General features: G+C 32.3%; 23 protein-coding genes. 18 read left to right on the forward strand and 5 right to left on the reverse strand.

From position 1 onward, the window contains the following. The first annotated feature begins 232 nt into the window (after nt 1-232). The 8 genes from CN601_RS03505 (at nt 233) to CN601_RS03540 (ending at nt 8,748) form a co-directional block, all read left to right on the forward strand. Nucleotides 233-2,443, forward strand: a complete 2,211-nt coding sequence (locus CN601_RS03505; protein WP_098170075.1) for a phage tail tape measure protein — start codon at nt 233-235, stop codon at nt 2,441-2,443. Then, nucleotides 2,440-3,228: a phage tail domain-containing protein gene (locus CN601_RS03510; RefSeq protein ID WP_098170076.1), complete on the forward strand. Its 789-nt coding sequence runs from the start codon at nt 2,440-2,442 to the stop codon at nt 3,226-3,228. Before CN601_RS03505 ends, CN601_RS03510 begins: the two co-directional genes overlap by 4 nt. A gap of 15 nt (nt 3,229-3,243) precedes the next feature. Continuing rightward, nucleotides 3,244-5,016, forward strand: coding sequence for a right-handed parallel beta-helix repeat-containing protein (locus tag CN601_RS03515; RefSeq protein ID WP_098170077.1), 1,773 nt, complete (start codon nt 3,244-3,246; stop codon nt 5,014-5,016). A gap of 19 nt (nt 5,017-5,035) precedes the next feature. Continuing rightward, on the forward strand, nt 5,036-6,823 hold the full coding sequence (locus CN601_RS03520) for a phage tail spike protein (RefSeq protein ID WP_098170078.1): 1,788 nt from the start codon (nt 5,036-5,038) through the stop codon (nt 6,821-6,823). Then, nucleotides 6,823-7,008, forward strand: a complete 186-nt coding sequence (locus CN601_RS03525) for a hypothetical protein (protein ID WP_098170079.1) — start codon at nt 6,823-6,825, stop codon at nt 7,006-7,008. The genes CN601_RS03520 and CN601_RS03525 overlap by 1 nt, the downstream gene beginning before the upstream one ends. A gap of 82 nt (nt 7,009-7,090) precedes the next feature. Beyond that, nucleotides 7,091-7,453 (forward strand): phage holin family protein, encoded by a 363-nt coding sequence (locus tag CN601_RS03530; RefSeq protein ID WP_098170080.1) that lies wholly within the window; start codon nt 7,091-7,093, stop codon nt 7,451-7,453. 6 nt (nt 7,454-7,459) lie between these two features. Then, complete coding sequence (locus CN601_RS26795) at nt 7,460-8,092, forward strand: peptidoglycan-binding protein (RefSeq protein WP_179865425.1); 633 nt, start codon at nt 7,460-7,462, stop codon at nt 8,090-8,092. 161 nt (nt 8,093-8,253) lie between these two features. Continuing rightward, nucleotides 8,254-8,748 carry a hypothetical protein gene (locus CN601_RS03540; RefSeq protein WP_098170081.1) on the forward strand — a complete coding sequence of 165 codons (495 nt, stop codon included), beginning with the start codon at nt 8,254-8,256 and terminating at the stop codon, nt 8,746-8,748. A gap of 35 nt (nt 8,749-8,783) precedes the next feature. Here CN601_RS03540 and CN601_RS03545 read toward each other — a convergent pair whose 3' ends face one another. The 4 genes from CN601_RS03545 to CN601_RS03560 form a co-directional block, all read right to left on the reverse strand. Then, nucleotides 8,784-9,017: a hypothetical protein gene (locus CN601_RS03545; protein WP_098170082.1), complete on the reverse strand. Its 234-nt coding sequence runs from the start codon at nt 9,015-9,017 to the stop codon at nt 8,784-8,786. Between the two features lie 225 nt (nt 9,018-9,242). Then, nucleotides 9,243-9,593: a hypothetical protein gene (locus CN601_RS03550; RefSeq protein WP_098170083.1), complete on the reverse strand. Its 351-nt coding sequence runs from the start codon at nt 9,591-9,593 to the stop codon at nt 9,243-9,245. Nucleotides 9,594-9,819: 226 nt separating this feature from the next. Beyond that, a complete protein-coding gene (locus tag CN601_RS03555; RefSeq protein ID WP_098170084.1) occupies nt 9,820-10,431 on the reverse strand; it encodes a hypothetical protein in 612 nt (203 codons plus the stop codon). An 87-nt stretch (nt 10,432-10,518) separates the two neighbouring features. Next, on the reverse strand, nt 10,519-10,713 hold the full coding sequence (locus CN601_RS03560; protein WP_098170085.1) for a helix-turn-helix transcriptional regulator: 195 nt from the start codon (nt 10,711-10,713) through the stop codon (nt 10,519-10,521). Nucleotides 10,714-10,942: 229 nt separating this feature from the next. Between CN601_RS03560 and CN601_RS27395 the strand changes: the two genes are divergently transcribed. From CN601_RS27395 to CN601_RS03585, 5 genes are read left to right on the forward strand one after another with little or no spacing between them, the layout of a single operon-like run. Further along, nucleotides 10,943-12,319: an FtsK/SpoIIIE domain-containing protein gene (locus CN601_RS27395; protein ID WP_098170086.1), complete on the forward strand. Its 1,377-nt coding sequence runs from the start codon at nt 10,943-10,945 to the stop codon at nt 12,317-12,319. Then, nucleotides 12,255-12,803, forward strand: a complete 549-nt coding sequence (locus CN601_RS03570) for a replication-relaxation family protein (RefSeq protein ID WP_257131599.1) — start codon at nt 12,255-12,257, stop codon at nt 12,801-12,803. The genes CN601_RS27395 and CN601_RS03570 overlap by 65 nt, the downstream gene beginning before the upstream one ends. Nucleotides 12,804-12,816: 13 nt before the next feature. After that, a complete protein-coding gene (locus CN601_RS03575; protein ID WP_098170088.1) occupies nt 12,817-13,287 on the forward strand; it encodes a hypothetical protein in 471 nt (156 codons plus the stop codon). 3 nt (nt 13,288-13,290) lie between these two features. Beyond that, a complete protein-coding gene (locus CN601_RS03580) occupies nt 13,291-13,941 on the forward strand; it encodes a M23 family metallopeptidase (protein WP_098170089.1) in 651 nt (216 codons plus the stop codon). 4 nt (nt 13,942-13,945) lie between these two features. Next, nucleotides 13,946-14,239, forward strand: coding sequence for a DUF7678 domain-containing protein (locus tag CN601_RS03585; RefSeq protein ID WP_098170090.1), 294 nt, complete (start codon nt 13,946-13,948; stop codon nt 14,237-14,239). Between the two features lie 66 nt (nt 14,240-14,305). On the opposite strand, the gene CN601_RS03590 is transcribed toward CN601_RS03585, so the two are convergent. Continuing rightward, nucleotides 14,306-14,539, reverse strand: a complete 234-nt coding sequence (locus tag CN601_RS03590; protein WP_098170091.1) for a helix-turn-helix domain-containing protein — start codon at nt 14,537-14,539, stop codon at nt 14,306-14,308. Nucleotides 14,540-14,691: 152 nt separating this feature from the next. On the opposite strand from CN601_RS03590, the gene CN601_RS27400 reads away from it, so the two are divergent. From CN601_RS27400 to CN601_RS03610, 5 genes are all read left to right on the forward strand, one after another. Further along, complete coding sequence (locus CN601_RS27400; protein WP_257131598.1) at nt 14,692-14,823, forward strand: hypothetical protein; 132 nt, start codon at nt 14,692-14,694, stop codon at nt 14,821-14,823. A 119-nt stretch (nt 14,824-14,942) separates the two neighbouring features. Further along, nucleotides 14,943-15,221, forward strand: coding sequence for a hypothetical protein (locus tag CN601_RS03595; RefSeq protein ID WP_098170092.1), 279 nt, complete (start codon nt 14,943-14,945; stop codon nt 15,219-15,221). Between the two features lie 1,480 nt (nt 15,222-16,701). Beyond that, nucleotides 16,702-18,456 carry an ABC transporter transmembrane domain-containing protein gene (locus CN601_RS03600; protein ID WP_098170093.1) on the forward strand — a complete coding sequence of 585 codons (1,755 nt, stop codon included), beginning with the start codon at nt 16,702-16,704 and terminating at the stop codon, nt 18,454-18,456. After that, on the forward strand, nt 18,453-20,237 hold the full coding sequence (locus CN601_RS03605) for an ABC transporter ATP-binding protein (RefSeq protein ID WP_098119734.1): 1,785 nt from the start codon (nt 18,453-18,455) through the stop codon (nt 20,235-20,237). The genes CN601_RS03600 and CN601_RS03605 overlap by 4 nt, the downstream gene beginning before the upstream one ends. Before the next feature lie 634 nt (nt 20,238-20,871). After that, complete coding sequence (locus CN601_RS03610; RefSeq protein ID WP_098119735.1) at nt 20,872-22,761, forward strand: S53 family peptidase; 1,890 nt, start codon at nt 20,872-20,874, stop codon at nt 22,759-22,761. The last annotated feature ends 373 nt before the right edge of the window (nt 22,762-23,134 follow it).

The raw sequence follows: 23,134 nt of genomic DNA on the forward strand, positions 1-23,134 counted from the left end.
AGAATATTACTACCGAACTATTCCTAACGCTTGTTTATCGTTGTGGACTGAGTAAGTTTGATTTAGAGGACATGACAATAGGTATGTGCATTGATTTCATTGATGAATACGTAGAGATTCAGAAGCCAGCAAAAGAAAAAGTTAGAAAAGCTTCTCAGAGTGATATGTCAAACTTTTAACCCTAGCGATACTATCGTAAGGGTTTTTATTATAACTTAAGTGAGGTGAAACAATGGCGAATAAAGGAATCAAGGGTATTAATATCCAAATAGGAGCTGAAACAACGGGTCTTGATAAAGCGTTACGTGATGTAAATAATCGTAGTAAAGACTTACAGTCCGAATTGAAATCAGTAGAACGCTTACTTAAATTTGATCCAGGTAACGTTGAGGCACTTGCTCAAAAACAGCAAATATTAACTCAACAAGTAGAAAATACAACTAAAAAGTTAGATCAATTGAAACAAGCTGAAAAACAAGTACAAGAACAGTTTAATAAAGGTGAAATTGGTGAGGAACAATATCGTGCTTTTAGACGTGAAATTGAATATACCGAGGGTTCATTAAAAAAATTTAAATCCTCTTTAGCTAGAGTAAATGATAACTCTGGTATAAAAGATATAAAAGTAGATGCCGAGAAAGCCGAAAAATCTGTAAAGGATTTAGGTGGAGAATTAGCTGGTGTTATTGGAGGTCTTGCAGCTGGTGGCGGAATTGCTGGAGTTCTTGAAAAATCGTTAGATACATCGTCACTGAATACACAGATTAAGGTATCTTTTAATGTTCCAGAAGAATCGTTCCAATCAGTAAAAAAAGCAGTGAATACCGTTAAATCATATGGTGTTGACGTTGAGACAGCGCTTGAAGGCGTAAGAAAACAATACGCATTGAACATTGATAAATCAAATGAACAAAATGAAGCAATCATAAAAAGCGCAGGTTCAATTTCACGAGCTTTTAGTGAAATAGATTTTACAGAATTGATTCAAGAAACTAATGAAATGTCAAGTAGCATGGACATGTCTCAAGAAGATGCATTGGCCATGACGAATGCGCTTTTAAAGATGGGATTTCCTCCTGATCAGTTAGATATCATTACAGAATACGGAAGCCAACTTTCAAGGGCAGGATATAGCGCACAAGAAATCCAAGGAATCATGGCTGCTGGTGTTGAGACGGGTACATGGAATATTGATGTACTTTTGGATGGACTCAAAGAAGGTAGAATTGTATTATCAGAATTTGGTTCGGGAATTGATAAAGCAACAAAACAAATGCTTGAAGGAACTGGAATTTCTGCCGAACAACTACAGTCTTGGGGTAAATCGGTTGCAGAAGGTGGAGAAAAAGGGAAAAAAGCAATGACTGAAGTTGCTGAAGCTCTCAATGGAGTCGAGGATAAGACTAAAAGAAATCAACTAGGTGTCAAATTTTTTGGAACGCTTTATGAAGAAAATGGTTCGAAAATTACTGACACCTTATTGAATGCAAGCAAACATACAGGTGATTTTAAGAATAATCAAGATTTATTAAACGAATCTGTTAAAGCTATGGATGCTGATCCACAAGTAAAATTAAACCAAGCACTTGCTGATATGAACACATCACTTGCTCCACTATTAACTAAAGTGGCTGAATTTGTAGGGAAAATTGCAGAGTGGGCAGCACAAAATCCTACTTTAGCAGCAACTATTACGGCAATTGTCACTGTACTTGGAATTCTAATCGGATTAGGTCTGGCTTTAACTCCAGTTATATTAGCAGTTACCGGGGCATTTACAGCAGCAGAGATTGCTTTAGCGCCAATTATTTTAATTGTATTAGGAATTATGGCAGCCATTGCTGCATTAATCGCAATTGGCGTAGTGTTATATAAAAACTGGGATACGATTAAAGAAAAGGCTAGTAATTTAATCAGTAAATTAGGCCCTTTCAAAGGTCTTTTATTAGCTTTAACAGGGCCTATTGGTATGGTCATAGCTGCAGGAGTTAGTTTATATAAAAACTGGGATAAAATCATGGAGAAGGCCGGAGCATTAAAAACTAAAATTGCAAACCTATTTAAAGGAATTAAGTGGGATTTACCGAAATTAAAACTTCCTCATTTTAGTGTGAGTGGTAAATTAGATCTTAATCCCAAAGGTGGCATGAGTGTTCCGAAGATAAATGTAGATTGGTATAAAAACGGTGGTCTTTTTCCAGCCAATTCACCTAGATTAATAGGTATTGGAGATGCTAGTGTACCAGAGGCGGCGTTACCATTAAGTGATAATGTTTTAGGTACAATCGCTAATATGATTAGTGACCGAATGGGTAATGGAGGAAGTGGCATTGTAATTCAACAAATGGTAGTCAGAGAAGAAGCTGATATCCACAAAATTGCAAGAGAACTACATATTATGAACAAAATGAATTCTCGTTCGAAAGGAGTTGTTCTACCTTGATTTATTTAGACGATATTCCTATTAGTCAATGGGGATTACAAATTCAAAACGAACATGTACATCCTGCTACACCAGAATTAAGAAATAAAACTATGGCGATTCCTGGAATGGACGGGGAATGGGACTTTGGTTCAGAGTTTGGCTCACGCTCATTCTCATTTCCTATAGGATTTATTGAATATGATATGTACGAAAAGCAGCGAAGACTAAATGAGTTCGTTGCTTTTTTATTTGATCCCTACAGACGACCAAGAGAAATAAAATTATCTTTTGATTATGAAACAGATAAGTATTACCTTGTAAAGGTTTCTAGTCAAGTTGAACCAAGCCGAATAATTGGATTTTCCTTTTTCACCTTAGAGTTTGTTGCACGTAAACCATTAAAACGATTTATATTACAATCTGATGAAATTATATTAGATTCTGATATACCTATCATTTCGGACATTCTATGGATGACGGATGGATCTGAAAGACTAATTAACAGTGAACAATCAATTGAGGTAATTAATAATGGAAACGTTGCAATTAGATACACCTTTATTATGAGTGGTTCTGGTAATAACGTAAATTTATCATCAAATGGAATAGTGATGAATTTCGGAACGTTTTCAAATACGACATTTAATGTGGATGGAGAAAGCTACGTCATTTACAAAAATGGTGTGGAAGATTTAATTACTCCCTTTTTTATAGATCTATTACCAGGAGTAAATCAAATTCAAATTAATGGTTCAAATTTAAATCTAACAATAAAAGAAAAATTACTTTATCAATACTTATAGAAGGAGGTAGTACTTATGCCAGATAGCCCAATACAATTAATACCGGGTTCTGCTTCCCTAAGACAAACATATCCGTTACTTAATCAAGCGATTACTAAAGTAAATGGTTTCCAAGACCAATTAAATACAATTGTAATTGATGGGGACTCTTCAGTAGAGGCAGCACAGGCAAGAATAGACGAAAATGGGAATACCCATGCTACTTTGAAAGAAAGATTAGATGAACAATCTACATTAGTTAATGGGAAATTAGCTGAATTAGATGAATTAGTAAGTACTGCAGATTTAACTGGCTTTGTTGATTTTGTGATCAGCGTTAAATCTTTGGGTGCTAAAGGAGACGGCGTGACGGATGACACAACAGCCATTCGAAACGCTTTTTTATATGCAAAAACAAATGGCAGTGTAAAATTATACTTTCCAAAAGGTACATACTTAATTAGTAATTACATTCAAGTTTATAAAAACACAACTGTAGAATTTCACCCTAAAGCAATAGTGAAACGAATCGGAAGCTATTTTAAAATGTTTGCTAATGGGCCAATCGGAGATGCAAGTTATGCAAGTGGTGGATATAACGGCGATGGAAATATCCATTTCATTGGTGGGACATTTGATTTGAATTGTCAAGAAGGTACTTTATATCCGTTGGCTACTACACAAACGGTAGTATTCTTTGACTTAGGTCATGCAGAGAACATTACATTCACTGAGATAACTGTTAAAAACGGTCAAGTTGGACATTACTTCCAAGTTTCTTCATGTAAAAACATACGTTTCAGAAGATGTGTGCTAGGAGATGTAAATTACACTGATACTTCATCAGCCAATTTTGAGTTGATTCAAATAGAAGTAGCGACAGCTAGTTCGTTCCCAAGTTTCGGATCATACGATTTGACTATTTCTAGAGATATTTATATTGAAGATTGTGTCTTTAAAAATGTCATACGTGCAGTTGGTACGCATTCAGATGCTCAGTATGGGACAGCTGATACAATCTTTTGTGAAAATATAAATATTACTAATAACGTTTTCGATACATCATACGATAACATGTTGAATTTAACCGGTGAAAAATATGCCACAGTTGAGAACAACATTATTATGAATGCGGGTAGTTACGGAATAAGTCTTTATAAAACGGAAGATAGCTCTATTAAAGGAAATACAATATTAAATGCACAAAAATCAGGGCTGTTATTAGATACATCACATAATAATAAATTCAGCAAAAACATTTATAAAGAAGTCGGAATATCCACTTCAGCAAACTATGCAGCAAATAGAATAATTTCATCCAATAATAACACATTTGATGATGATACAATCACAGCTATTACACCTAAATATAACAACGCTTGGTATTCTAGTGGAAGCAGCATAGGAAATAAAATTGTATCGCATAACTATAAAAAAGGAACAACAGCTGTAATTAGTGGTAGTGATACAACAGAGATTGACAATATCAAAATCGGAGCGGGCCAAACTGTCCTATTTGATGGGGACTTAGCAACTAATGGAGCAAGCGCTACACTATCACAAGACATTAAAAACTTTAATTTCCTTATTGTTATGGGTAATGATAATTCTAGTGCAACAGCTTCAATGGTTGCAACTACAATACCTAAAGTAGCGATCTTAACAGGAACAACAAGTCGTTTTAGAATAGTTTGTGATGATAGTGCTGCAGCTGACCGTATCGATTTCAGTTTCCCTACAACTACAAGTATTCAAGCAGATACTGTTGCAGGTACTAGTCACATTAGAAAAGTAATCGGAATTATTTAATAGTCAGAGGTGAGTAGTTATGATAAAAATTTTAAATAAATCTTTAAAAACGATTGCTCGACTTGAAAATGCATACAGTATTAGTTATGAGAAGACATTTAACCAATTATGGACAGCAGATTTTTCTTTACCTTTCGATGATCCCAAACGGAAACATTGTGAATCGTTAAATTATGTTGAGGTTGAAGATGACGGTAAGTATATTGGTTTATTTAGAATAATTCCTTCTCTGACACAAAAAAACGAATCAAATAACAGTGTTACTTATCAAATGGAACATGTATTAGCAACACTGTTAGACGATGTGCTTTTTCAATACAACCAACTAAGTGGATATTCAACCAAACAGGCATTAGTTCAACTTATAAATAATCAAACAACTAAGCATTGGCAAATAGGTCAAGTCGACTTCGCTAGAGGTTTTGATTACTCGTGGGAGAATGAGAATTTATTATCTGCTATATTTTCAATACCTACACCTTTCGATGTGTCTTATCAATGGACATGGGATACAACTTATTATCCTTGGACATTAAATTTAGTTGAGCCTGAATCGACTGTAACTTGTGAAATAAGACAAGGAAAGAACTTAAGAGGTATTGAAATTGAAGAAGATCCAACAGTCATATTTAATCGAATATATGGCCTTGGTAACGGTGAAGGGGTAAATCAACTTACGTTTACAAAAATAAACAATAATTTACCTTATGTTGAGGATGCATCATCAATTGCTAAGTATGGTTTAAGGTCTTATATATTTGTAGATAAGAGATTTGAAGATGCTGAATCATTATTATCTACATGTAACGGCCTTCTTGAATCATGGAAACTTCCTAAATTAACTATTCGTGGTTCTGCAGCAGATATTTCTAAAATTACAGGTAGTCGTATTGATGAATTAAATATGGGGAAAATCGTCAGATTAGTTCACTCAGAATTAGGAGTTATTGAACAAAGGATACTGAAAGAGTCTAAAAATGATATGACAGGAAATCCAGGAGATATACAACTTGAAATAGCTAATCTAACGGATGATATATCAACAAGTACTACAGATTTGGAAAGAAGACAACAAATCAACGAATTATACTCACAAGGTGCTACAAATATCGATTCTCATAATTATACGGATAATTGCGACCAAGACAATCCTGCAGTTATCCGTTTTTATATGCCAGACGATTTAGTAAATGTGAATGAACTTAAGCTATATTATGAGACTGATAACTTTAGAACATATGGGAAAGCCACAAAAGGTGGAGGAGCAACTACACAAACAACCGCATCCGGTGGGGGTTCAAGTACAACAACTTCATCTGGTGGAGGTACAACTTCTACCACCAGTACTCAAACATTTGCTCAATTAAATATTATGACAGGCGTTCCTGAAAACGCAGTTGGAAGCACTAACTATGGTAATCACTTACATGAAGTACAGATACCAGGAAGTCCTTTTACTCATGATCATAACATTACAATTCCTAATCATAGCCATTCGGTTACAATACCTAACCACTCACATGAATTGACCATTCCTAATCATACTCACGATATTCAACATGGCATATATAAACTTCCTGATATACCTACCAATGTTGTAGTTAAGGTAGATGGAAATACTGTGCCAATTACAGATATAAGTGGTTCAGATATTAATTTAATACCTTATCTATCGAAGGATAGTGATGGGAAAATCAATAGAGGTCAGTGGCATGAAGTGAGTATTTCACCGAATAGTTTAGGCAGAATTAACGCTAACATTATTTCTAGATTATTTATACAGAGTAGGGTAGGAGGTACATATTAATGGAAACAATACGAGTGATAACTCATAGTGGGATTACAACTGAAATTGAAGTTGAAACCTATGATCCAGTTATGATGAATGAAAACTTGAATAACCATGAAATTAACACTGTATTAATTGGTGATGTTATATTTTCTCGAATTGATGTGAAGTTAATAGAACCAATCGAAGCACCTAATGAGTAGGTGTATTTTTTTATGCTTAGTATTAATAAATAAATTTTAAAAATGAGAGAGCAGAAGCTCTTTTTTTGAGGAGGTTAGATAGATGGAGGGAATAACTAGTATAAGTCTAGTTAGTATTGTAGGGAACTATTGGTATATTGCGATAGCGATGATTTTATTCGATATTATTACAGGATATTTAGCTGCAGCAGCAGAGAAAAAGATCAATTCCTCAGTTAATTACATAGGGATGATTCGTAAAGTAGGTTTATTTGTAACTCTTGCTTTTATGGTCTTCATGGATACCTATACAGCCTCAAAAGGCTACTTAATCAAAATTGGAGTAGGTTTAATCATGGCATACGAAGGAACAAGTATCATAGAAAACTTGTCGAGAATTGGAATTGATATTAGATTTTTAACAAAGTATTTCGATAAAAACAAAGTGAATAAGAAAGGTGAGTAGATAGATATGGTCGATGTAACAAAAACTTGTAGAGATATTAATGAATTATTACCGGCTGCACAAAAGGCAGTTAAATTATTTCTTGATGAATGTAAAAAAGCAGAACTAGACATTTTCATTACAGAAACATATCGTTCACAAGCCAGACAAGATTATCTTTATTCTTATGGTAGAACAAGAGAAGGTGAGAAAGTTACATGGACTCGTTCAAGTAACCATACATGTCGATTAGCATGGGATATTGCTGTCAATAAACCGAAAGATTTATATGATTCTCCTACTCTTAAAAAAGCAGGTGAAATTGCTAAAGGGTTAGGAATTACATGGGGTGGTACTTGGAAACAAGCTGACTTTCCGCATTTCGAAGTAAAGAAAGATTGGGTACCACCTAAAACTTCTAAGCCTGATACTTCTATTAAAGCGGAGTTTATAGAGAAGGACATTGTTCCTTATCCAGGTAAACCTTTAAAAGTGGGTAGTAAAGGTAAAGATGTGGAACGAATCCAACGTGCATTAAAAGTAAATGTTGATGGTAAATTCGGCATAGCAACTGAAGAAGCTGTAAAAGCGTACCAAAAACGAAAAGGACTCACCGTAGATGGACTCGTAGGTCAACAAACTTGGAGTAAATTATTTTAGTTGAATGTTATCTTGCAAGTGACATCACTTAAAATGGAGTTTATCATTCAGTCTTTATTGACTAAGTGGTAAACTCCATTTTTTGCGTTTATTGTAGAAAAATATTAAGAGGACTTATGTAGAGTTTATTTGAATAATTATTAGGTAAAAAGGAGTGCGTGATGAAAAAATTAATTGTATCAATAGCAGCAATTACAATGCTAACTGGTTTAGCTGGTTGTAAAACTGTAAACGATAATAAAGGAGTAGTAAAGGCCAAAACAGAACAAAAAGAAACCGAATCAAGTAAACTAGCAAAACAAATTGCAAATAAACCAATACAGAAAGCTAATCCTAATATTGGAGATACTCCAGATCAAGTAAAAAATAGTAGTTGGGGAGAATCTACTGATATTGCAAATGGTGGAAATTATGAGATTTGGTATTATCCAGGAGGTAAGTTTATATTCTTCGAAAAAGGAAAAGTAACAGAAATTAATGAGAATATACAACCAAAAATAGGAATGAGTAAAGAAGAAGTAATTAATACATCTTGGGGAAAACCTGAAAGTATTAACAAAACTACAAATGCATACGGAACTAATGAACAATGGGTTTATAGTGATAATAGATACTTATACTTTGAAAATGGAATTCTTACAGATATACAAGAATGAAATATAAAAATCCCTGTATCCATTTGGACGCAGGGTTATTTTTTCATTAATCGATTATACAATTCCAAATTCTCATTACTTAAATACTTTCTGTCGTTCTCATTCTCAAATGCTTTAATAAATTCTCTTTTTTGTTTGTTGTGAAAGGATTTAACCTCAAAATAATGATCTTGACAATAATATTTTGTTCTACCTTTTACATCCCATCCAAATATCGGAGCAACATCTGTTTCTCGTAGACAAAATAAACATATCCCTTTTTTAATCATACAATCACCATCTTTATTATAACAAAAGGAATACCTCTGAAACAATCAGGGGTGAAATATTTTTACATTCCGACTATTTCTTTCTTGATGAACGATATTCATAGTAGTTTTTTAGTGGAAACATGGTTAAAACTCCAAAAATATTTTCTATAGAAACTTTAGCAAATTCTATTCGATAGAAAAAGAGCCCACGGAAGTGAGCTCCATCATTTTATTTAATTAAATCTAGTTAATTATAGGTTTCATACTTTCACGAAGTCCATTGTTAACTAATTTGGCCATATTTAAAAGAAGTGTTTTAACCTGTATAAAATCTTCAGCTTGTTCAAGATCAAAGAAAGCAACTATATTGTTGTTGTTATCTTTGGCCATTTTCAATTTGTATTTACGTTTACGGAATATTCTTTCTACCATTGATCCACGAACTATTGAAATTCTGTAGCTGTCATTATTATAAACTTCTCCAGCATCAAATCCGTTGTATGAATACTTTGTATAGGTGTTAGTTGGTTTAGATATAACGATTTCTAAGTTTTTATTGATAATAAATTCTTTCAGTAGGTCAATTTTAGACAATTATAAATCCTCCCAGCCTGAATGGCTTTTCTTTTGATTCGGATAGTCAACCTCTGAAATATTAAAGGTTAGAGCCCACAAAGTTGCTCTCCTTTCTAAAATAAAAACTGAACTCAACTAATCTTACCATACAAACCTATATCAATACCAATTCTCTATCTAAATATTTAGTCAATAAAGAATTCGATATTATTTTTTGTGGAAACATAAAAATCACCTAGTTTTTTTATTTCAGAACAGCGTTATATAATTTCCAGTGTAAATTTAGTTCATAATCACCACGAGATGTTAATTCACCAGTAACGGTTATTTTATCTCCTACTTTTACTTCCTTAAATTGTTCAGGATTTTTATATTTTGCAACAAACGTGTAGTATTCTTTCTTATCAGAATTATCGGTAGTACCATAAACATACATTTGACTAGTTCCTACCTTAGTGACAACACCCGTCCATGTAACTTGTTTTCCGTATATAAGTTTATCCCATACTAAGGACTTATCAGATCCTAACTTTTTATATTCTTCCGTGAATTTTACAAAATCATTCTCTTTTAAAGCCTCGATTACTCCTTTTCCAATGGTAGTTCTCAATTCTTCATCATTTTGTGTATCCTTAACTTCAGTTGGTTTAGTACTAGTTTCTTTTGCAACTTTATCTTTTTTATCTGTTTCAAGTGACGGATCTACAGCAGCAGTAACAATTAATATTAAGATTGCTACACCAGATATGATAAAATTCTTTTTCGCTTTGCCATTCTTTTTTAGTAAGGCAATAATTCCTAATATGATAAAAACAGGAATTGCGATTATAGATATTACTTCTAAAAATGTGTACATGATGTTCCTCCTTAATTTTAGCTAAGTCATATATATTCTTGATAACGCACAAAATTCCTCTTAATAAAAATAACCCACCTAAGTGAGTTATTCATCAAAATACCAAATATCTTCAACTTTTAATTCCAATGTCTGTGCGATCCTCATAGCTACTTGTAATGTTGGTGTACTTTCCTCTTTACTAATTAACGTTAATGTTGAATGTGTAATGCCAACCATTTTAGCGAATTCACCTTTTTTAATTTTACGCTCTGCTAAAATCATTCTTAACTTATTTTTCATGCTTCATCACCTATTAAGATGATTCTTCAAAAAAACTGATTGTCCTTCAAAAAAAATAGGTAACTACCCAAGCCACCTTAACATACCATTTAATATACCTTAAAATTTACCACGAAAAACACACGAAACGGAATGTCAGAAATGTTGTTACGACAATGATATTCAACTAATTCTCCTCTACCAAAATTCCGCAACTATTACTACGTAATACAGAAAGGAGCGTGGTGAGATGATATTCGAAACTTTAACTACATTAAGTGCGTTAGGAATCACTGGTTTAGCAACTTACCATAAAAAGAATTTCAGTAAAGATGGTGACAAGATAATCAAAATAGCTGATAACTGCGGTTTGTACAAAAAAGATGAAAAAATAAGATTATTCAGAAGAAATTACAACAAAAAAGAAAAATACACAGAGTATGTTTTTAAAATTCCATTAGGTTTAAGTTTTGAAGATTTCAATAGTAAAATGCAAGTCTTCAAAGATGGATTAAATAATAAGAGTATGAATCAAATTTCATTAGCTGATTTTAAACACCTCAAATTTGATCGAACAATCATTAACCAATTACAAATGATTTTTAATAAACGAATCCAGTTAAACAAAGAAATTACTATGAATTATGATGGAATGCTCATTATTAAAGTGTTTGATGAAGGATTACAAGAGAATTATGAAGTAACACCTGAGATTATGAAAAAAGTTAAAGGGTGGAAAGTTGCGTTAGGCAGAGGGCTTGGAAAACAGATTACGCATGATTTTGAAGAAGGTCCACACATATTAATTGGTGGAGCGACTGATATGGGAAAAAGTAATGTAATTAACCTAATTATCACTACTTTACTTTTAAATCATGAGGATGATGTTGAATTTACGCTAATTGATTTAAAAGGCGGTTTGGAATTTGCTCCTTATGAACGAATTAAACAAACTATAAATTTTGCTTCAAGTGTTGAAGGGGCTTACACCTCTTTAAATAATGTAGTGGTTGAAATGGAAGAAGTATTCCAAAATTTAAGAATAAAACGAAAAAAGAATGTACAACAATTAGGAATTAAAAAACGTCATTTCATCATTGTGGATGAAGCTGCTGAATTATCTTCTGATGGTGAGCAAGATAAAGTAATTAAATCATTGAAAATTGATTGTGAGAAATTTTTAAAAGATATTGCAAGGAGAGGAAGGGCGGCTGGTTATCGTTTAATTTATTGCACACAGTACCCGACTAGAGAAACTGTAAGCAGCCAAGTAAAAAGGAATTTAATCACTCGTATTAGTTTACCTGTAGATACTTCAACCGCAAGTCAAGTTGTTTTAGATGAAGGTGGAGCTGAAAAATTACCTTTAGTAAAAGGTAGAGCTATTTATAAACGTACTCGTTCTGAAATTATGCAATCTTACTATATTCCTGAATGGATGATTGAGAAAGTAGTTGAAGTGCAACCTTTACGAAGATTTTCAAAGGAGGATGTTATAGATGCATCATTCAAAGTTAAAACAGATCCAACGAGAGGAGGCTATACTTTTGAGCTTGAAGAAGTTGGATTATCTGACCAGAAGTCAATTACAACTAATTCACAGTCTAAAAAGCGACAGAAACGCTAGGCGAATACTCACTCAAATGTCCGACAGAATAAACGTTAAAAAAGATGGGAAATGCGTATATTACCTTAACTCTAAAGGTAGAGAAATAGTCAATTGTCCAAAAGTGCGAAAAGGTACAGGGAATATAGATCATTATATTATGAGAAATACAATTTACATTGCTTATGGAATGCCTAACACCTGGAAGAATGAAGTTAAAATGACGAGTAAAGGGAGGGTGAAAAGCGAAACTGTTTCTATTGTGTCTGACGCTTTATTTAAACAAGAAAAAACTCTTTATATAGTGGAGGTTGATAACACACAAACAATGGCTAAAAATAGGATTAAAATGGATAAATACCGCACGTTAATAAATAGAGGTTCATTCGGTCAAAATCAACCGTATTTCGTATGGATTACAACTTCAGATTTAAAACGGAAACAATTAAGTGAGCTATGTAATGATTTACCGCACCAAATATTTTTAGCTAGCGACTTCGCATAAAGGGGAGATTGTCATGTTTAGAAAAAAAGAAACTTATACAATTAAAGAGTTTATGAATAGAGGAAAAGCGGTTGAATTAGAAGATAGTTGTGCAGAACCACCATTAACAAATTGGGAAATTAGAAAAGCGAAAGAAATGGGATTAATCACAGGGTTTACTTTACCAGTCATATTAGCACCATTAGTTAAGGGTTCAAAAGCATTAGCAGCTTCAACTTATCCAGATGGTGCAGTAGAGGTTGTTGGAAAAGTGGATATGTACCACAAAATGATAGTTGCATTTGATCCGTTAATTGGATTAGTTCAAGCTTTAGCGTATCCAGTTTGTATGGTCGTAGTATTAGGTGGTGCATTATTTATCATGATCGGTAATAAAGAAAAGGGATTCGCAATGATGCAAGGAGCAGGCTTAGGCTATGTATTAGTTCAAATGACACCTATTATTTTAAATATATTAGTAGATGCTATGAAAGCAGTTGTGTAAATCATGAAAGTTAATATTACTTGTCGTTATGGCGAGATAAGCAATTCACATCCTCATGGTCATACAGGTATAGACTTTGGATTTCCAGAAGGAACACCAATACACGCAATTAAAAGTGGTGTGGCTCATGTTGTAGATTATGGTCATAAAAACATTGGGAAAGGAGTTATTATCAAACATTCTGACGGTAGCAAAGATATTTATGGTCATTTAAGTGAAATTGATATAAAAGAAGGTCAACACATTTATGCTGGCGATGAAATAGGTTTAACAGGTAATACAGGGCATAGCACAGGAGCGCATTTACACTTTGGGATGAAAGATAGTCAAGGTCATTATATTGATCCTAGCCATCATATAAACGGTATTTTAAGCCAAGCGAAAGAACATCATTGGTATGATTTTTTAACAACGGCAAAAAGCGTTATATACAATATCGCTGTAGATCCGAAAGGGTGGTTATATGAGCAAGTCGTTAAATTTGTTGAAGGTGCTTGGATTGACATCTTGCAAAATTGCATTATTGCATTACCTTTCTGTGCCATTGTGGGTGGTAGTGTGTATATCCTTGTTAATCTCTTTAGCAAAAAACTGGCGAAAGCGAGCTTCATTAGTACAGTAATTTACGGAATGATTATTGCGAATATGGGGTGAGATAATGAAAAATCAAACTGAAATCATTAAGAAAAAGTTTACCTATCGTAGAAATCCTAAACATCCAATAATTGTTACTGGCACTTATGGATATTACACTTACAAAGCTAAATTGTTAAATGATCCAACCAAAGAGGGAATAGCAAACGGTCGTGTAATTCAATTAAAAGTTTTGAGTAATGGTTTAGAAATGGTTTTCTATGATGAAGGTTGGTATTATGGTAAAGATTTTTTAAGTATCTATGTACCAATCGTGAAGAAGTTAGAACGAATTAAACGAAAAGAAGGTATAAAATGAAAGTTGATAAAAAATGAGACTCCTAATAAACTAGGAGTCTTTTGTTATTCTTCCAATATTATCTCGTCACTTTAAAGCCTTATTAACAACTTCTTCCAATTGGAACAAATCATTTAAATCTTCTATTTCTAATGCTTCTGCAATTTTACCTATAGCCATCTTGGGGTAGCGTTGAGTTTTATTTGTACATAATTCACTTATAGTTCTTGTAGTTAATCCCGTCATATCAGCCAATTGTTTCTGATCTATGTTTCTTTCTATTAGTATTTCTTTTAATCTAATTTGCATTACTTTTACCATCTAGCTACCTCCTATCCTTATTCAAATTATACTATATAAAAAAATATTACGCAAAATGTAATTTTAGTATTGACTATTACGCTAAACGGAATTAATATAAGGGTGTAAGAGTTACGGTAAACGTAACGAACGGATATAATGGAGGTGGGAAATTGATAATCCTTGTGGGCGATTGGTTACTTTTAAATAGTGATCAAAAACAAATGCTTCTACATGGGATTTCTAATTATCAACGTCATAGAACAGCAACTAAGTTATATAGAGATTTCTATGCTAGGAAGTAAAGGAAAAAAATACTAATATTAAAGATGTATAACAAATATTACAATGAAGATATGATGATTAAAGAAGATGATTTAATTGTAATATTTAACAACTAATAAATACAAAGGGAGAGATTAGGATGACACAAGTTCAAATGAAATTAAACGATATGGGGAATTTAGTTGAGGAGAAACAACAAAAATTTTTTATCGATGCAACTATGACAGTGGAGTTAGCAGCTGATTTGAGAGCTTCAAATGAATTAGAGGCAATGGAACTAAGTGGTTTGACAATGAATGAGGTAGAGCTTCAACAAGCGTTTCAAGAATTTCTTTTACAAAGGGGAATAATTCAAACTCCAAATGTATTAAATGTTGAAATTGAAATACATAAAATTGATACAGAAAACGAAGAGTAAGTCAGTTTCTTCTATTACAAAAGCGTACTCGTCGACAAAAAATAAACCAATATTTATCAAAGTTTAAATTTTAATAGACTTTTATTGTAAACTAGGGTATATTTTTCTTAATAGAATAAGTGCTTCGAATTAGTTGAGAAACCCTTGATATATCAACGTTTTAGCACATTTATTTCTCAAACCTTCACAAAAGAAAATTAACCAAATGATGAAGGCTATGAACAACCAAACAAAATAATAAATCTTTCTTAGATTTATTGAATGTATAGAAATAATTGCAAGACACAATATGAAAATCACTCAAATGTGAATCATTCATAAAGAATGTGAAATCACTTACTTCATACAATAATCTACAAAAATGAAACCACTTTCTATTGGACTATTGCCAATTGAAAGTGGTTTTTACTATGTAGAAAATTTTAAAAAATAAATAAAAGACTCCGAAAATTACAGGAGGCCTTACAAACAACGAGTTAATGTATTCTAATATCGAACAATACCATCCTAATTGTTTGTTTTAAGTTTATCAATGTTATCCTTTATTTTTTTATTTAAATTGAGTAATAAATTATCCTCTTTAGAACGTTTTGGTAAGGTACCAGAAGGCTTATTCGTTAAAAAGGGGCTCTTTTACTTTTTATCCCTCATTCTATCATCTCCTTTTCAGAGCGTTGTTTAAAAAATATTTTGCATGAATATAAGTAAATATTTTTTAGCTTCTATTGAAAATCTTCAAAATTTCAACTTCTTATCTAAATTTTACTCTATTTAGATAAGAAGGATGAAGCGTAATTATTTCTATTATTTGTCCAAATATAATGTCTCATTAATGTATCTCCTAAAACCAAAACGAATGTTTTTTCAGAATGCTGAAATATAGAAAACTCGATAGTAATAACATATATTTGATAAGTTTTTGTTAATAAACAACTGTTCCATTGGAATTATATAAATAGTTTAATCGGACTTATAGGGAAATTCCTTTTCCTCATGTTATGGTTTATCGACTTTGTCGTTCAACTTAGTTAATAATTTGTTATTATTACTATAAGTAAAGGATATTAAAATAGTTTTTTATTTAACGCTTTTTTTAGAAGAATAAGTTGATTGGAATGGAAGGATGATCGACTCCTGTGGGAAATGCGGGAAGCCTGAGACCCCGCAGGCGCGCCGAGGAGGCTCAGGTCTCGCCCCTCGGAAAGCGAGCATCCTGTAATGGAAATCAACCTCGTTATACTTCCTTTACAAAAATTTGATCATAAATTGACAAGATGTTTTTATATAAGATTTTATGAGAAATACTACTTTTAATCTTAATAATAGTTATTAAAATAAAGTTAAAGTTGCCTGAATTTAACAACCAGAATAATTAAGCAAATTATTAAAAAATATTAAAACTTTATGCTATAATGGACACTGTGTTTTGAGTTTTCGAAATATTTTAAAATTATTTTATCAGCATTGCGGGGGTGAAGGAATGTCAGTTTTTAAAGATTTGTTATGGTTTTTTAAGCAGGAAAAAAGAAGCTATTTATGGGGAATTTCACTATTAGTCGTCGTTGCAATTTTAGAGCTACTACCTCCGAAGGTTATTGGTTATGTAATTGATGAAATGGTTAAGAACTCACTTAATAGTAAAAACTTACTATTTTGGGTAAGTTTAATTTTTATTAATGGGTTACTTCTATATGCATTTCGTTATTGGTGGAGAAGATTAATATTTGGTTCTTCTTTAAAATTAGCTAGACAACTTAGAGATGATCTATATAATCATTTTACTAAAATGTCTCCTTCTTTTTATCAGAAAAATAGAATAGGAGATTTAATGGCTCATGCAACGAACGATGTACAAGCAGTGCGTGAGACAGCGGGGGCAGGTATCTTAACTTTTGTTGATTCCATTATTTTGGGTGGTTCAGTACTAATTATGATGGCGGTTTCTATTAGCTGGAAATTAACGCTTATTAGTCTATTACCACTACCAGTTATGGCTATATTGACGCAGTATTATGGTAAATTATTACATCAACGCTTTCATTTAGCCCAAGAGTCATTTTCTGAATTAAATAATAAGGTTCAAGAAAGTATGAGCGGTTTAAAAGTTATAAGAAGCTTAGGACAAACGAAGGAAGATGTAGGTGCTTTTAAAAATCAAGCAGATTTAGTCGTGAAATATAATATGAGAGTTGCTAGTATTGATGCACTATTTGATCCAACAATCATGTTGGTCGTTTCGATTTGTTATATTATTGCAGTTGTTTATGGATCTAGATTAGTTATTTCTGATACGATAACTGTCGGGCAATTAATTACTTTTGTTACTTATTTAGGAATACTAATTTGGCCAATGCTAGCAATTGGCTGGTTATTCAATATTGTTGAAAGAGGTCGCGCTTCATATGACCGAATTCGTTCTTTATTAAGTGTTGAACCAGAAATTAAAAATAAAGAAAAAGCATTAGAAAAGCTTTCGATGGGTGAGATTACTTATTCAATTGATTCATTTAAGTTTAATGATGAATCAAATTTTGAATTAAATGATATTTATTTTAATGTTCAAGAAGGTCAAACAATCGGAATAGTTGGTAAAACTGGTCAAGGTAAAACAACTCTATTAAAACTACTATTGAGAGAATATGAAGTTGCTAATGGGGGGATCTCTGTAGGTGACATAGATATAAAAGATACAACTTTATTATCTCTTAGATCACATATTGGTTATGTACCTCAAGAGCATTTCTTATTTTCAACATCGATAAAAGAAAATATTGCGTTTAGTCAAATTGATTCCTCAATTGAAACAGTTTATAAAGCTGCTGAAATAGCTAATATACATGCCGATATTTTGGAATTCCCATTAGGGTATGACACGATCGTTGGAGAAAGAGGAGTATCTTTATCAGGTGGTCAAAAGCAAAGAATTTCAATCGCAAGATCATTAATTAAAAATCCTAATATTTTAATATTAGATGATTGTTTATCGGCCGTGGATGCAAAGACGGAAGAAAAAATATTACGCTCATTAAAGGACGAAAGAAGTGGAAAAACAACATTTATTACTTCGCATCGTATGAGTGCTGTTATGCACAGTGATTTAATTATCGTAATAGATGAAGGTAGAATTATTCAACGAGGAATGCATGAAGAATTAGTTCAAATAGATGGCTGGTACAAAGAAATGTTCGAAAGACAACAACTAGAAGAACTAGTAGAGCAAGGAGGGAGAAAATGAATCCGGAAATCGAAATCGACGCTAAAAGGCAGAAAAAAGATTTAATTCGCCTTCTTTCATTTCTAAAAAAATATAAAGTTTTACTTACTTTTGCATTTATTTTCTTATTCCTTGCAACAGCATGTGAAATGTATGGTCCAATTTTAGTTAAAAGATTCCTAGATGATCATTTAATGAAAAGGTATTTTCCTAAAGATATAATCGTCAAGTTGTTTACGCTATATGTTGTCATAACGGTTGGTAAAATCATTTTATCTTATTTACAGTTATTAATGTTTCAACAAATCGCTTTTAAAGTTGTTCAAGATATAAGAATGAAAGTTTATGAGCATGTACACTCATTAGCTTTTTCATTTTTTGATAAAACGCCAATCGGAAGTATTGTTTCAAGAATTACGAATGACACAGAAGCAATCAAAGACTTCTATGTTAGTGTTTTAGCAACCTTTATCCAGCAAATTGTCTTCTTAGTTGGGATCATTATTGCAATGTACTCATTAGATGTTAAATTAGCAACGATTTGTGTTGGATTAGTTGTAGTTGTTTATTTTATTATCCTTACTTATCGAAAAAAGAGTTTCCCATTTTTCATGGAAACTCGAGGACAGTTAAGTAATCTAAATGCTAAATTAAATGAGCACTTACAAGGAATGTCGATCATTCAAGCATTTAATCAACAAAAGAGATTACAAAATGAATTCGAAGGTGTAAATAAGTCTCACTATAATGCTGGAGTAAAAACAATACGACTAGATTCATTGTTTTTAAGACCTGCTACAGATTTAATTTATACAATTGGTATTATGTTTGTACTAAGCTTCTTTGGAGTTACATCATTTAGTAATCCAGTTGAAATTGGTACTGTATATGCGTTCGTTAGTTATTTAGAAAGATTCTTTGAACCAATAACTCAAATGATGATGAAATTATCTTTACTACAACAAGCTGTAGTATCATCATCAAGGGTTTTTGATTTAATGGATGAAGAACAAAAGGCACCTACAAAAGAAGGTACCGAATTACCGAAAGTAAGTGTAGGAAGTATTGATTTTAAAAATGTTTCATTCGCATATGACGGAGTTCACAATGTAATCCATGATATATCATTTTCAGTTAAACCGGGCCAATCAGTAGCATTTGTCGGTCATACAGGTAGTGGTAAGTCAACAATTATGAATTTATTATTACGCTTTTACGATGTGAAAGACGGAGAAATTCGGATCGATGAACAAAATCTATCAACCTTTGAAGAAAGTGAATTACGAACTAACATCGGATTAGTTTTACAAGACCCTTATTTATTCGTAGGAGATATAAAAGGTAATATCTCAATGTATAACGATAAAATTACAGAAAAAGAAATTAAAGAAGCGTCTGAGTTAGTAAGAGCGAATGAGTTTATTGAAAAACTGCCTAATGGATATAATGAACCAGTAGTGGAGAGAGGTTCTACATTATCAAGTGGTCAGCGTCAATTAATTACGTTTGCAAGGACGATTGCTGCAAAACCTACAATTCTAATTTTGGATGAAGCAACGGCGAATATTGATAGTGAAACAGAAGAAGCAATTCAAGATGCCTTAACCGAAATGAGAAAAGGAAGAACTACTGTTATAATCGCACATCGATTATCAACTATTCAAGACGTTGATTGCATTTATGTATTGCATAAAGGAAAAATCGTCGAAGAAGGCAACCATCAGCAGCTTCTTGCAAAACAAGGATTGTACTATAATATGTATTTATTACAAAATAAAGGGTCACTTTTGTTGGCTGAATAAAAAAAGTAGCTAGATTTTTCTAGCTACTTTTTAATTTGAAATAAGTTTTTTGAGGATATTAGTAAAAATTAATTCATTATTAATAGATTCATAAAGTGCTCATTTGAAACCAGAACATTTAGAAATAGTTTTTATACGTAAAATTATTCTAGTAAGAAGTAGTAGATTTAAGTTTTTAAAGTGCTCTTATTAAGATTAATTTAATTCATCATAGATTTAGTCTATAAGTGGGAGGATCTTTTTAGTGTTAAAGTTTAAATTTACTAAAATATACTTAATATTTCCTGTTATTAGTATTTTATTATAATTAATTTTAGGTTAAATTACATAAAAATTAGTGAAATATTAGTTAATTTATTTTAATTCGATTCGATTGATAGAGGTTTCAAAAAGGAAAATATTACTAATATAATTACATAAAATGTTGAAATAGTTCGGATATTGATGGATTTCAAAACTTTTTATCGAATAATATTTCTTTTGTTAGACTATTTTGAGAATTATAATCGGTTACAGAGAATGAATTTAGTATTTTGCAATTTATTAATAAAAATAAATAGATATTAAATTTATTATTCTGATATATCAGTATTTTGAGATAGAAATTATACATATTTAAAAGGAGGAAATTACATTGAAAAACTGGAAAATACCATTGATGTCTGTAGCAGCGGCGAGTTCTTTATTATTTATTAACACACCAACTTCTAAGGTAGCAGCAGCGGTAAATCAGGAAGTTGCACAAGGTACTGGGGCTGCTGTACTTGACGGAACTAATTATTTTGGCGACATGGATCCTAACACTACTTTATCGATTGATTTTGTTATGAAACTTCAAAACAAAGCTGAATTAGAAAAATTTATTAAGGAAACGACTACACCATATTCTCCTCATTACCGAAATTATTTAAATGTGAATGAATTCAAAGCCAAATATGCACCGAATCCAGCTTATATCCATTCTGTTACATCTTATCTGCAGGGATTTGGTTTAAAAACAGATGTTCATGCAAATAATTTAACGATTACAGCAACTGGAACAGTAGCTCAATTAAACAAAGCATTAAATGTAGAATTAAAATATGCTAGTTTTAAAGGAAAGAGAATTCATGCTACTAAAAAGAATCCAACTTTACCAAAAGTAATTTCAGATAACATTTTATGTGTTTTAGGTTTAAATAATTATTCAAATTTAGAATCAAGAGCTGTTAAACAACCAACAGTAATTGATAAGAAAGATGTACCAGCTGGCCCGCTTAGTTTAACACCACAAGATTTACAAAATCATTACAATGTGGACCCACTTTATAAAAAAGGCGCTACTGGAGCAGGACAAACACTCGGTATTGTTACATTAGCTGAATTTAATACTGATGATGCTTATAAATTCTGGGATAATATGGGCATTCAAACTAAGCCAAATCGTATTAAAGTAACCGATGTAGATGGTGGTTCTGGTTGGGATGGTTATGAAGAAACTACATTAGATGTACAACAATCTGGTGCAATTGCACCACAAGCAAATATTAATGTGTATGTAGGACCAAACTCTGATACTGGATTTGTAGATGCATTCTCTAATGCAATTAATGATAATGTAGCTAAACAAATTTCAGTAAGCTGGGGATCAAGTGAATTAAGTATTGATTCATACGTACAACAACAAATGGAAGCACCAGAGTATGAAGAAACATTTAATCAATTATTTATGCAAGCTGCAGCACAAGGTATTTCAATGTTTGCCTCAGCAGGTGATGCAGGTGCTTATGATGAAACTAGAGGGGATAATAAAGTATTTAAATTAACAGCCGATTTCCCAGCTGCAAGCCCATATATTACTGCAGCGGGTGGTACGACATTACCTTTCCAATTCCATTCTACTTCTACTGGACTTGATGTGAAAGTAAACGAAGAACGTGCTTGGGGATGGGACTATTTACATGACTATTTCAAAGCAAGAAATATTGACGATGTCAATTTAGTTAATGGTGGCGGGGGAGGCTTTAGTACGTATTTTGATACCCCTGATTATCAAAAAGGAGTTAGTGGAGTTAACAAATATACTGCAGTAGATGAGTTTAAAATTTCATCTGATTTATCAAGTGTTACTTATAAAAACCCAACTATTATTACAGGCAAAGATTCGGGCCGTAACATTCCGGATGTATCGATGGCTGCTGACCCATACACTGGTTATTATGTATATTTAAGTGATCCAGGCCAACCGGGAACAAATTCAGGTTATGCTGTTTATGGAGGAACTAGTCTCGTATCACCACAATTAAACGGTTTAACGGCGTTAATAAATAGTGCAGAGCATACACAAGTAGGTTTCTGGAATCCACAAATTTATCGTTTCGCACAAGAAAATTCTTCACCTTTCACACCGTTAAATAAAGCAGGCGATAAAAACGATAATTTATTTTACTCTGGAACACCAGGTACGCTTTATAACCAAGCTACTGGTCTTGGAATTCCAGACGCTGCAAAATTAGCTGATAAATTTGGATCACCAAACAAATAAGCATTTACTTAAAAAGTCGCATTTTTAGCGACTTTTTTTGTTTTTTAATTTTGTGTTCGAAACACCGCGAATTTAAAAAAATACATAATCAAGAAAGAATATGAGTAATTAAAAAGCATGAAGTCGATAAATACATTCTCATGAGGTTTATGAGTTAATATGAGAGAAGGGATAGAAGTATTCTTAACTCATAAGGTGTTCATGAGTTAAAAAAGAGAGTGAAAAAGTGGATTCTTAACTCATAAGGTGTTTATGAGTTAAAAAAAGAGAGTGAATAGGAGAATTCTTAACTCATAAGGGCTCCATGAGTTAAAAAAAGAGAGTGAATAGGAGGATTCTTAACTCATAAAGGGTTCATGAGTTAAAAAAAGAG

This window comes from Bacillus sp. AFS017336, assembly GCF_002555445.1.
GTDB lineage: Bacteria > Bacillota > Bacilli > Bacillales > Bacillaceae_G > Gottfriedia.

Excerpts from the sequence above, each read along its gene's own strand:
- CN601_RS03530 (WP_098170080.1), top strand. The coding sequence starts at position 7,091 with ATGGAGGGAATAACTAGTATAAGTCTAGTTAGTATTGTAGGGAACTAT.
- CN601_RS03575 (WP_098170088.1), top strand. The coding sequence starts at position 12,817 with ATGTTTAGAAAAAAAGAAACTTATACAATTAAAGAGTTTATGAATAGA.
- CN601_RS27395 (WP_098170086.1), top strand. The coding sequence starts at position 10,943 with ATGATATTCGAAACTTTAACTACATTAAGTGCGTTAGGAATCACTGGT.
- CN601_RS03540 (WP_098170081.1), top strand. The coding sequence starts at position 8,254 with ATGAAAAAATTAATTGTATCAATAGCAGCAATTACAATGCTAACTGGT.
- CN601_RS03505 (WP_098170075.1), top strand. The coding sequence starts at position 233 with ATGGCGAATAAAGGAATCAAGGGTATTAATATCCAAATAGGAGCTGAA.
- CN601_RS03545 (WP_098170082.1), bottom strand. The coding sequence starts at position 9,017 with ATGATTAAAAAAGGGATATGTTTATTTTGTCTACGAGAAACAGATGTT.
- CN601_RS03605 (WP_098119734.1), top strand. The coding sequence starts at position 18,453 with ATGAATCCGGAAATCGAAATCGACGCTAAAAGGCAGAAAAAAGATTTA.
- CN601_RS03515 (WP_098170077.1), top strand. The coding sequence starts at position 3,244 with ATGCCAGATAGCCCAATACAATTAATACCGGGTTCTGCTTCCCTAAGA.
- CN601_RS03580 (WP_098170089.1), top strand. The coding sequence starts at position 13,291 with ATGAAAGTTAATATTACTTGTCGTTATGGCGAGATAAGCAATTCACAT.
- CN601_RS03595 (WP_098170092.1), top strand. The coding sequence starts at position 14,943 with ATGACACAAGTTCAAATGAAATTAAACGATATGGGGAATTTAGTTGAG.
- CN601_RS03555 (WP_098170084.1), bottom strand. The coding sequence starts at position 10,431 with ATGTACACATTTTTAGAAGTAATATCTATAATCGCAATTCCTGTTTTT.
- CN601_RS26795 (WP_179865425.1), top strand. The coding sequence starts at position 7,460 with ATGGTCGATGTAACAAAAACTTGTAGAGATATTAATGAATTATTACCG.
- CN601_RS03560 (WP_098170085.1), bottom strand. The coding sequence starts at position 10,713 with ATGAAAAATAAGTTAAGAATGATTTTAGCAGAGCGTAAAATTAAAAAA.
- CN601_RS03520 (WP_098170078.1), top strand. The coding sequence starts at position 5,036 with ATGATAAAAATTTTAAATAAATCTTTAAAAACGATTGCTCGACTTGAA.
- CN601_RS03600 (WP_098170093.1), top strand. The coding sequence starts at position 16,702 with ATGTCAGTTTTTAAAGATTTGTTATGGTTTTTTAAGCAGGAAAAAAGA.
- CN601_RS03525 (WP_098170079.1), top strand. The coding sequence starts at position 6,823 with ATGGAAACAATACGAGTGATAACTCATAGTGGGATTACAACTGAAATT.
- CN601_RS03585 (WP_098170090.1), top strand. The coding sequence starts at position 13,946 with ATGAAAAATCAAACTGAAATCATTAAGAAAAAGTTTACCTATCGTAGA.
- CN601_RS03590 (WP_098170091.1), bottom strand. The coding sequence starts at position 14,539 with ATGGTAAAAGTAATGCAAATTAGATTAAAAGAAATACTAATAGAAAGA.